Raw genomic sequence first — 11,293 nt, 5'->3', positions numbered from 1 at the left:
TGTGAATATGCTCTCCAATTGATTGAACGTTCCTTGATCGAAGAACTCATTTCATCGTGATGGTCCAGTACGACTTATGGCCCAAGGTCACATGGACCCGCTTCTACTCAAGACAGCAACGAGACGCCTCACGCAACCGCTATGCTTGTCATCACGCTCCGCCCACCATGCCGTGATGACATCGTCGATGGTCCGCCTACTGCTCGCCGCCTCGCTCGCCCTCGCCGCGATGCGTCCCGCACACGCCGGCGATGCAACACGGAACGCTCCCGCGTTCGAGTTGATCGCACTCGGCGTACAAGGCGGCCTGCATGACGGCAACCTCAGCGCCTGGCTCGCACGCACGCCGCACGATGATCGCTACATGGCGCTCGATGCCGGCACGCTGCTGCCCGGCATCGAGCGCGCGATGGAACGCGGCGCCTTCGGCACGCCACCCTCGCCAACGGACACGACCTCTGCGGCCGGTCGTGTGCTACGCGAACGCATTGCTGGCTACTTCATCAGCCACCCACATCTGGATCACGTCGCCGGGCTGCTGATCGCCGCCACCGACGACACCCACAAGCCGATCTACGGGTTGGCTTCGACGCTGGATGCGCTATCCCGCGATTACTTCAACTGGAGCGCGTGGCCGAACTTCGCCGATCGCGGTACGCCACCAGCGTTGGGCCAGTACGCATTGCGCGAAGAGGAGCCCGGGCAGTGGTTCGCCATCGAAGGCACCTCGCTGCAGGGCCTGCTGCTGCCGCTACAGCACGATCGCATGCAATCGTCGATGTTGCTGCTGCGCGCAGGCGATGCATACCTGGCCTACTTCGGCGACACCGGTCCGGATGCCGTGCAGCACAGCGAGCGCCTGGCGCAGGCATGGACACGGCTCGCGCCGCTGCTCAAACGCGGCGAACTGAAAGCCGTGGTGATCGAGACGTCCTACCCCGACGATGTGGACGACGATCATCTCTACGGCCACCTCACGCCGCATTGGCTGCTGCGCGAGCTGCACGTTCTCGCTGTGCAAGCCGGTGGCGACGACGCATTGCGCGATCTGCCAGTGGTGATCACGCACATCAAGCCATCACTTCAGCCCGGCCGCGACACCCGCGCCACGATCCAGGCGCAGCTGCAGCAGCGCAACGATCTGCACGTTCGCTTCGTGCTGCCGCAACAGGGTGACCGGCTGGCGTTCTAGCAACGCGTCACACCGTAGAGCCGAGCTCGGCTCCAGGCGCTCCCGGAGAAAGCGGCCGAGCCCACAGGAAAGGCATGTATAACGGCCACGGTGGCAGCACGCGTACGCAACGCCATCACGCAACCGTGAAGCCCACGTGCATGCAGCGGTGCAATTACCGACCCACGATTAACACCTTCGTTCGCACCCTGACCGGGTTCACCACCCAACCCAGGACCGCACGATGGCCGCCAGCAAGCCGACCGGCAAGCCCGCCCGCACCACTCCCGACAAGCCCCACGCCAGCGATCACCGCGGCAACGGCGACGAGCTGCAGCAGCAGGCCGGCGGCGCTCATCCGGTACTGACCACCAATCAGGGACTGGCAATCTCCGACAACCAGAACTCGCTGCGTGCCACGCCGCTCGGGCCGACATTGCTGGAAGACTTCGTCCTGCGCGAGAAGATCACCCACTTCGACCACGAGCGCATTCCCGAACGCATCGTGCATGCGCGTGGCAGCGCCGCACACGGCTACTTCGAGCTGACCCGATCGTTGTCGAAGTACACCACCGCCAAGCTGCTGACCGAAGTCGGCGAGAAGACCCCGCTGTTCACCCGCATCTCCACCGTGGCTGGTGGCGCCGGCTCGGTAGACACGCCGCGCGACGTGCGCGGCTTTGCCGTCAAGTTCTATACGAAGGAAGGCAACTTCGACCTGGTCGGCAACAACATCCCGGTGTTCTTCATCCAGGATGCGATCAAGTTCCCGGACCTGATCCACTCGGTGAAGATGGAGCCGGATCGCGGTTTCCCGCAGGCGGGCAGCGCGCACGACACGTTCTGGGATTTCATCTCGCTCACGCCCGAGTCTTTCCACATGGTCATGTGGGCGATGAGCGACCGCGCGATCCCGCGCTCGTTGCGGACGATCGAAGGCTTCGGCATCCACAGCTTCCGCCTGCTCAACGAGAAGGGCGAGAGCACGTTCGTGAAGTTCCATTGGCGGCCGAAGCTGGGCCTGCAATCGACGGTATGGGACGAGGCGGTGAAACTGGCCGGCGCCGATCCGGATTTCCACCGCCGCGACCTGTTCGAGGCGATCCAGGCCGGCGCGTTTCCCGAATGGGAATTCGGCGTGCAGTTGTTCACCGAGAAGGAGGCGGCGAGGTTCCCGTTCGACCATCTCGACCCGACCAAGCTGATCCCCGAGGAACGGGTGCCGGTGCAGATCGTCGGCCGCATGGTGCTGGATCGCTGGCCGGACAACGTCTTCGCCGAGACCGAACAGGTCGCCTTCTGCCCGGCCAACATCGTGCCCGGCATCGACTTCAGCAACGATCCGCTGCTGCAGGGGCGCCTGTTCTCGTACCTGGACACCCAGCTGAGCCGCCTGGGCGGCCCCAATTTCAACCAGATCCCGATCAACACACCAAAGTGCCCGTTCGCCAACCAGCAGCGCGACGGCCACATGCAGATGCAGATACCCAAGGGTCGTGTGAACTACGAACCAAGCTCGCTGCAACCGGATTCGCCGCGCGCCAGTCCGCACGGTTTCGTCAGTCACGCCACGCCCAGCGACGGAGTGAAAGGTCGCATCCGCGCCGAGAGCTTCGCCGATCACTACAGCCAGGCACGCATGTTCTATCGCAGCCAGAGCGCGCCGGAGCAGGCACACATCGCCTCGGCGCTGGTATTCGAGCTGTCCAAGGTCGAGACCGCGCATGTGCGTGAAGCGATCGTCGGCCACCTGCGCCATGTCGATGCCAGCCTCGCACAACGCGTGGCCGACGGTCTCGGCCTGCGGACGTTGCCACCGGCGCCGCATGCCGCCGTTGCACCGACCGATCTGCCGCTATCACCAGCGCTACAGATCATCGGCCGCATGAAGGACACCTTGCAGGGGCGCGCGGTCGGCATCCTGATCGACGACGGCTCCGATGCGACGCTGGTGAAGGCGTTGCGCAAGGCCGCCGAGTCGGCCGGCGCGACGGTCAAGATCGTCGCGCCCAAGCTAGGCGGCGGGAAACTCAGCGACGGCACCCAACTCGCCGCGGACGGCCAACTCGCCGGCACGCCCTCGATCGTGTTCGACGCGATCGCGGTGGTGCTGTCCGCCGAGGCCGGCAAGCAATTGGCGAAGGACTCGGCGGCGATCGGCTTCGTCGCCGATGCCTGGGCGCACCTGAAGGCGATCGCTCACGATGCCGGCAGCGCACCGCTGCTCAAGGTCGGCAACGTCGGCAAGGACAAGGGCGTGGTCGATGCCGGCGATACCAAAGCCTTCATCGCCGCCGCCAAAACGCGCCAATGGGCGCGCGAGAAAAAGGTCAGGATGCTGGCCTGATCCGAATCTGCCGGTAGAGCGGCTCAGCGCGGCGACGGATCCGGCGGCCCGGCCTGCTCGACCAGTCGCGCATTGGCCAGCGCGCGATATTCACTCGGCGTCATGCCGGTGGCGGTCTTGAATTGGCGGGTGAACGCGCTCTGGTCGCTGAAGCCGCAGGCGTGGCCGATCTCGGTCACGCTCTGCTTGCCGTGCAGCAAATGCATCGCCATCTGCAGACGCAGCTTGGTCAGCACCTGCTGCGGCGTGAGCTGGAACACGCGCCGGAACGAACGCTGCAGCTTCGACATCGAGAACCCGGTGATGTCCACCAACGTCTGCATGCGTACGTTCTGTGCGTAGTTCACATGCAGATAGCCCAGCGCCAGGCGCAGCTTCTCGTACTGCGTATCGTGTCCGTCCTGCGGATCGAGGTCGCGCGAGATGCCGATGATGCCCTGCACTTCGCCATCCACCCGCAGCGGTCGCTTGCAGGTCAGGCACCAGCCCGGTTCGCCATTGGCGAACAGATGCAACTCCAGCACGTTGTCGATCGTCTCACCGGCCAGCACGCGCTCGTCCTGGTTGGCATAGCTGGCACTCAAGCCACTCGGATAGACCTCGATCACACGCTTGCCGATCAGCTCCTTGCGCGACTTCAGGCCAAGCCGGCGCAGCATCGTCTGATTGACATGCGTATAGCGCCCCTCACGGTCCTTGACGAAGAACAGCACGTCGGGCACTGCATCGAACAGGGCTTCGAGATCGGCGGGATCGATGCTTTTCATGGTGAGCGAAAGAATCGGAGGCGGTGAGAAACCCGCGGCGAGGGTCGCTTCATGATACAGATGCAGCCCTGACCGATGCGGCAGCTGGATGCAGGTCGCATGTACAAGGCATCATGGGTGGCACATTACCTGCGCAAGGGACGCCATGTCTGCCATATCTCCCCTCTATGCTGTCGGCCAGGTCTGGCGGTGCAAGGGCCGTACACCCGATGAGACTCCCACTCTGCTGATCAATCGCATCGAGCAACATCCTCTCGATCTGGGCGAGATCATTCACGTCACGCTGCGTGACCTGCGCATCCGCCATCCGGGCCTGCCGAATGGGCTGATGACGTCACTGGCGCATGCGCCGGTGATCGCCCAAACCTTCGAGCTCAGTGAGGCGACGCTGGTCGGCAGCGACGTGCCGGACCCGGCCTACGAGGCTGGCCATGCCCAATGGAAGGCCGCGTTCGATGCAGGCCAAGCAGGTTCATACGGGATTTCCGTGGCCGCAATCCTGGATACCATCGAGCGCCAGTTGAACAACCTGCGAACGCATTGAGCACCCTTGCTTGATCCAGAACGGACAACGCCGCGCAATGCGCGGCGTTGTCCGTTTCACGGGCCGGAAATCACTCGCCAATGTGTTCCTTCAACCACGCATTGACAGTGTCATGCCAGAGAATGCTGTTCTGCGGTTTGAGCACCCAGTGGTTCTCGTCCGGGAAGTACAGGAACTTCGACTCGATGCCCTTGCGCTGTGCTGCGGTGAACGCGGCCAGGCCCTGTTCCATCGGGATGCGGAAGTCCTTCTGGCCGTGGATCACCAGGATCGGCGCCTTCCACTGGTTCACGTGCAGCACCGGGTTGAACTTCTCGTAGCCGGCCGGGTTCTGCCACGGCGTGCCGCCGTTTTCCCACTCGCTGAACCACAGTTCCTCGGTGGCGTAACCCATCGTGCGGTTGTCGAACACGCCGTCGTGGGCGACCAGGCACTTCCAGGGCTGGTTCCAGTTGCCGGCGATCCAGTAGGTCATGAAGCCGCCATAGCTGGCGCCGAGCGCACAGGCCTTGTCGCCGTTGAGGAAACCGTACTGCTGCTGCGCGGCGGCCCAGCCCTTCTGCAGGTCTTCCAGCGGGCGATCGCCCCAGTGCTGACTGATCGCGTCGGTGAACGCCTGGCCATAACCGGTCGAACCATGGAAATCGATCATCACCACGGCGTAGCCCTGGCCGGCATAGGTCTGCGGATTCCAGCGGTAGCTCCAGCCGTTGCCGAAGCTGCCCTGCGGACCACCGTGGATCAGGAACGCCACCGGGTATTTTTTGCCTGGCTGATAGTTGTACGGCTTGAGTACGTAGCCGTGCACGGTCTCGTCGTTCCAGCCCTTGAAGCTGAACTGCTCGAAATCGCCCAACTGCACGTCCGGCAGCGTCTCGGCCGCGCTCGGGGTAATCGCGCGCAACGCCTTGGCGTCGGCGTCGGTCACGAAGATCTGGTCGCCGCTCTTGAGCGAGTTGCGGGTGAAAGCCAGCGTCGGGCCGGCCAGCACCGGCGAGCCGACGCTGCCGTCGCCCACCACTTCGGTGACCTTGCCGGAGGCGATGTCGACGCGGAACAGCGGATGCTCGCCCACGTCATCGGCGCTGGTGTAGATCGCCTTGCCGTCGGCGGACAACACGATCTCGCCGGCCGAACGATCCCAATCCGGCGCGATCTCGCGGGTCTTGCCGTTGGCCAGGTCGAGTGCGATCAGGCCGAAGCGGTCGGCTTCGAAACCCGGACGCTTCATCGCGCGGTAGTACAGGGTCTTGCCGTCGGCGCTGAACACCGGACCGGCATCCCAGGCGGGGTTGGACGCGGTCAGGTTGACCGGCGCCTTGCGACCGGCGGCGTCGAGCTTGTACAGGTCGAAGTTGGTCGACCACGGCTCCTGACGGCCGGCGACGCGGATGCTGGCCACCACCGAGGTGCCATCCGGCGACCAGGTGTAATCGTCGTTGCCGCCAAACGGCTTGGATGGCGCGTCGCCCGCAATCGTCACGCTGATCGCCGAGGCACCGACCACCGGCTTGGCGCCCGCCTTCGGCAGTTCGGCCACGAACAAGGTGTTGCGGCGGCCGTCGTTCCAGGTGTCCCAATGGCGCACGAACAGCGAGTCGAACACCTTGCCCGACGCCTTGGAGGCTTCGTCGGCATCGACCTTCTTCTTGGTGCAGGCCAGGTCCGAACCGCAGTCCTGGAACACGCCGGCGCTGAACACGATGCGCTCGCCCTTCGGCGAGAGCTTGAAGCTGTCCACGTCGACAGCGAAATCGGTCAACTGGCGCGGCTCGCCGCCGCTCAGCGCGATCGAATAGAGCTGCTGGATACCGGACTTGGCGCTGAGGAAGTAGACGCTCTGGCCATCGGCGGAGAATTCCGGCGAATTGACGTTCCAGCCTTCGGGCGTCAACTGCTTCGGCGGCGCCAGATCGCGGGTACGCAGGTCGCGTATCCACAGGCTGCTGCTGGCCTTGGTCAGCTCGGGATTCATCTTGCGCTTGGCGAATACCAGCACGCCGCCATTGGGGCTGAGCGTGGGCGCGGATACGCGGTCGAGCGCGACCAGGTCGCGCACCTCCAAACCACGCGCGCCGGCCAGGACGGGCAGCGCGGCCAACAGAGCCAGGGGCAGCAGGGCAGTACGAAGCTTCATCGGGATCTCCCGGAACGGCAAAACGAGGATGGTAGGTGGCGCAACACGCGCCCGACAAAGGCATGAAGTCATGCCCTGTTTTCCTTGTAGGAGCGGCTCTGGGTGGCCTCGGGCCATCAGCCGCGATGGGGACTTACCGGTAAAGCTCCATCGCGGCTAAAGCCGCTCCTACAGAGTGCGAGCCGCCTCAGACCGCCTGCTCGCCCTTCTTGCCGGTGCGATACAGCAGCCAGCCGACCAGCGCCAGCACCACCAGGCCGATCCACTGGTTGAGGTGGAACAGCTCCGGCAATGCCAGCACGTCAGCGCGCCCCGCGGCCACGATCGGAATCGCGATGGCGATACCCATCAGCGCCTCGCCGGTGATCAGACCCGCCGAGAACAGCACGCCCGGACGATGCACACGATCGCGTCCCTCTTCGTCATCGACACGCACCTTGTGGAAGCGCTCGACCAGATACGCCAGCAGGCCACCGAGGAAGATCGGCACCATCAGCTCCAGCGGCAGGTAGATGCCGATCGCCGCCGCCAGCACCGGCACGCGGAAGTGGGCTTTGCGCGACTTCAACCATGCGTCCAGGGCGATCACCAGCGCGCCGACCACCGCACCCAGCGCGATCATCGACCACGGCAGTTCGCCGCCGAACAGGCCACGCGCGACCGAAGCCATCAGGTTCGCCTGCGGCGCGGCCAACGCGTTCGGATGCTCCGGCGTCGGCGCGCCGATGCCGTAAGCCTGTGCCAGCAGGTTCAGCACCGGCGCCATGATCAGCGCGCATGAAAACGCGCCGACCCCCAGCATCAACTGCTGCTTCCACGGCGTCGCGCCCACCAGATAACCGGCCTTCAGGTCCTGCAGGTTGTCGCCGCCCACCGCTGCAGCGCAGCACACCACAGCGCCGATCATGATTGCCGCCACCGCGCCCAGCGGCGCGCCGCCGATGCCCACCGGCGTCAGTCCGCTCTTGCCGAGCAGCAGCACCAGCACCGCCGAGGCGAACAGGATGGTGGAGATGGTGATGCCCGAAACCGGGTTGTTCGACGAGCCGATCAGACCCGCCAGATAGGCCGACACCGACACGAACAGGAAGCCGGCGACGATCATGATGATCGTCATCGGGATCGAGACGTGCCACTGCTGCACGATCGCCTGATACAGACCCAGCAGCGGCAGGGTGAAGATCACCAGCGCCACCAGCATCCACTTCATCGGCAGATCGCGCTCGGTGTGCGCCAGCACCGGGCCGCCACTCTTGCGCGCGGCGGCGAAGCCGCTCTTCACACCGTTCAGCAGTGACTTGCGCAGCGAGAACAGTGTCCAGATGCCACCGACCAGCATCGCGCCGACGCCCAGGTAGCGGATCTTCGCGCTCCAGATCGCATAGGCCGCATCGGCCGCCGAGGCATCCACCAGCTTGGCCGCCAGCGCCGGATCGCTGCCGGCAAAGAACGCCTGGTACAGCGGGATCGCGACGTGCCAGGACAGGATCGAGCCGGACACCACCACGATGCCGACGTTCAGGCCGACGATGTAACCCACGCCGAGCAGCGCCGGCGACAGGTTGGTGCCAAGGAATGCAGTGATCTTGGAGCTGCCGACGTAGGTCGACTGAATCCAGGTATCCGGGATCAAGCGCAGGCCGCTGGCGGCGGCGAGCTTGACCAGCGCGCCGATCGCGCCGGACAGCGCCAGGATCTTCAGGCCCGGACCGGGGTTCTCGCCCGCCTTGAGCACCTCGGCCGCCGCCTTGCCCTCCGGGAACGGTAGCGGGTCTTCGACGATCATCGAGCGCCGCAGCGGCACCGAGAACAACACCCCGAGCAGGCCGCCCATGCCGGCGATGCCCAGCACCCACCAGTACTTGAAGTCCGGCCAGTAGCCCATGATCACCAGCGCCGGGATCGTGAAGATCACACCGGCGGCGATCGACGAGCCGGCCGAGGCACCGGTCTGGACGATGTTGTTTTCCAGGATCGTGCCGCCGCCGAGCAGGCGCAGTACGCCCATCGAGACCACCGCCGCCGGGATCGCAGTGGCGATGGTCAGGCCGGCGAACAGGCCCAGATAGGCATTGGCGGCCGCAAGGATCACCGCCAGCACGATGGCCAGCAGTACGGCGCGGAAAGTGAGCTGGCGCGGCTGGGCGTCTTGGCTCATTGGGTAACCCCCTGATGGAATGGCAAAAAATCCGCCTCACGCTATCGTCTGAAACCATTCAAGTCCAGTGCGCCCGCCTCCCGCGCCACGGAATCGACCGTCGTCCCCGTGAAGGCGGGGATCCAGTGGCCTGGGTTTTTCCGAGAGCTTCAAGTCGCTGGATCTGCGCCTCCTGACCCTCGCGCCCAGCGCTCGGGCGTTCGGCCGGGTGCGAGCCCATGGCTCGCAAGCCCCCCGTCCTCCCCTGCCTTCGCGAGGACGGCGATTTATTGGCAAGGCCCCGTCGCGGCCAATCCCCAGAGCCACTCCTATGCAAGCCTGCGGGCCTGCCTATACTCGCCGCTTCTTCGCGACCGTCCGCCCATGTCCTCAACCCTTGCCGCTACCCGGCCAGACGACTTCCTCGGCCACCCCAAGGGCGTCTACATCTGCTTCTTCACCGAAATGTGGGAGCGCTTTTCGTTCTACGGGATGAAGGCGCTGCTGCTGCTCTACCTCACCAAGTACCACCTGTTCGGCGACAAGGCCGGGCTGGATCTGCTCGGCGCCTATGGCGGACTGGTGTACTGCATCCCGGTGTTCGGTGGCCTGCTCGCCGATCGTTGGCTGGGCATGCGCAAGGCGGTGGTGTTCGGCGGCATCCTGCTGGTACTGGGACATCTGGGCATGGCGTTCGAGGGCCATGCCGCCACCCGCGTCAACGGAGAAGTGGTACGCGACACCACCGCTCTGGCGGTGACCTATCTGTCGCTGGCGCTGATCATCGTCGGCGTCGGCTTCCTCAAGCCGAACATCTCCACTATCGTCGGCAAGCTCTACGCCGAGAACGATCCGCGACGCGACTCGGGCTTCTCGCTGTTCTACGCCGGCATCAACCTCGGCGCGCTGTTCGCTTCGCTGGTGTGCGGCTACGTCGGTGAGGCCTATGGCTGGAAGTACGGCTTCGGCGCTGCGGGCATCGGCATGCTGGTCGGTCTTGGCATGTTCCTGTGGGGCCAGAAGTACCTGCACGGCCACGCCGAGCCGCCCGCTCCGGCCACACTGCGCGAGCGCGTCGCCGGCGTCCCGCGCGAATGGCTGATCTACGGCGTGGCGGCAGTGGGCGTGCTGCCGGTGGCGTGGCTGATGTGGGCCGCCGCCAACGGTGCGTTTTCTCTGGGTGGTGAAGTCTCGCTGGCGTTGATGCTGATGCTGGTGGTGCTGGGCGGCGTGCTGGTGTGGTTCGGCTGGTTCATCGGCAGCCAGTGCACACCGGTACAGCGCCAGCAGATGATCGCGCTGATATCGCTGATCTTCATGGCGCTGGTGTTCTTCACCCTGTACGAGCAGACCTACGGCTCCTGGGTGACCTTCAACGATCGCCTGCTGACCAAGGACGTAGTACCGGCATTGGTGATCCGCGATGGCACGCCGCTGCCATGGTCGATCGCCTCGTTGCTGCTGGCGCCGCTGGGCTTCGTCGTGGCCGCCTCGATGTCCGACCGCAATCCTGCTTCCGCCGCGCCGCGCGTGCTGTTCGTTACGGTGGTCGCGCTGATGCTGGTATTCCTGGTGCGCGACTGCATCGTGCTGCCGCAGACGGCCGGCTCGCTGACCTATCTCGGTGCGCTGTTCCTGGTGCTGCTGGCACCGTTGTTCGCGGCGATCTGGGCGTGGCTGGACCGCCGCAACGCGGATCCTTCCAAGCCAGTGAAATCCGCGTTCGGCCTGCTGTTCGCCGGGCTGTCGTTCGTGCCATTGGCGCTGGCTGCGCAGCAGGTCGGCGCCACCGGACAGATGGCCAGCGTGTGGTGGCTGGTGCTGGCCTACCTGGTGCTGGAGATCGGCGAGATGTGCCTGTCTCCCGTGGGCCTGTCGGCGGTCACGCAGTTGGCGGTACCGCGCGTGGTCAGCCTGATGATGGGCACCTGGTTCCTCGCCACCGCGTTCTCCGAGGCGCTGGCCGCCCTGTTCGGCAAACTCGCCGCGATCGACGTACCCGACGGCCAGACGCTGGATCTGGTGCAAGCCTCGACCGGCTACGCGCATCTGTTCTGGCTGATGATGTGGATCGGCCTGGGTTGCGGTGTCGTGGCGTTGCTGGCGGCGCCGCTGTTGAAACGCTTGATGCACGGCGTGCGTTGAACCACGCTCGCCCGGGAACGAAAACGGCGCCTTGCGGCGCCGTTT

The 11,293-nt window shown here is 65.1% G+C and carries 7 protein-coding genes; 4 read left to right on the top strand and 3 right to left on the bottom strand.

Annotation, left to right across the window (positions count from 1 at the left end; translation table 11 throughout):
* Positions 1–187 precede the first annotated feature (187 nt).
* Positions 188–1,192, top strand: a complete 1,005-nt coding sequence (locus AC3WJE_RS07470) for a hypothetical protein (protein ID WP_493730159.1) — start codon at positions 188–190, stop codon at positions 1,190–1,192.
* Positions 1,193–1,415: 223 nt separating this feature from the next.
* The gene (locus tag AC3WJE_RS07465) at positions 1,416–3,518 is read left to right on the top strand and encodes a catalase (RefSeq protein ID WP_493730158.1); all 2,103 of its coding nucleotides are present in this window, start codon (positions 1,416–1,418) and stop codon (positions 3,516–3,518) included.
* Positions 3,519–3,541: 23 nt separating this feature from the next.
* On the opposite strand, the gene AC3WJE_RS07460 is transcribed toward AC3WJE_RS07465, so the two are convergent.
* On the bottom strand, positions 3,542–4,285 hold the full coding sequence (locus AC3WJE_RS07460; RefSeq protein ID WP_493730157.1) for a helix-turn-helix domain-containing protein: 744 nt from the start codon (positions 4,283–4,285) through the stop codon (positions 3,542–3,544).
* Between the two features lie 145 nt (positions 4,286–4,430).
* Here AC3WJE_RS07460 and AC3WJE_RS07455 point away from each other — a divergent pair, with 145 nt between their 5' ends.
* A complete protein-coding gene (locus AC3WJE_RS07455) occupies positions 4,431–4,829 on the top strand; it encodes a hypothetical protein (protein ID WP_493730156.1) in 399 nt (132 codons plus the stop codon).
* A gap of 70 nt (positions 4,830–4,899) precedes the next feature.
* Here the strand turns inward: AC3WJE_RS07455 and AC3WJE_RS07450 are convergent, their stop codons facing one another.
* A complete protein-coding gene (locus AC3WJE_RS07450) occupies positions 4,900–6,966 on the bottom strand; it encodes a S9 family peptidase (protein ID WP_493730155.1) in 2,067 nt (688 codons plus the stop codon).
* 187 nt (positions 6,967–7,153) lie between these two features.
* Positions 7,154–9,124, bottom strand: coding sequence for an OPT family oligopeptide transporter (locus AC3WJE_RS07445; protein ID WP_493730154.1), 1,971 nt, complete (start codon positions 9,122–9,124; stop codon positions 7,154–7,156).
* Positions 9,125–9,487: 363 nt separating this feature from the next.
* Here AC3WJE_RS07445 and AC3WJE_RS07440 point away from each other — a divergent pair, with 363 nt between their 5' ends.
* The gene (locus AC3WJE_RS07440) at positions 9,488–11,248 is read left to right on the top strand and encodes a peptide MFS transporter (protein ID WP_493730153.1); all 1,761 of its coding nucleotides are present in this window, start codon (positions 9,488–9,490) and stop codon (positions 11,246–11,248) included.
* Positions 11,249–11,293 lie beyond the last annotated feature (45 nt).

This window comes from Pseudomonas sp. GW821-FHT07E12 (genome assembly GCF_058986605.1).
This window is presented reverse-complemented; position numbering and strand designations above follow the sequence as displayed.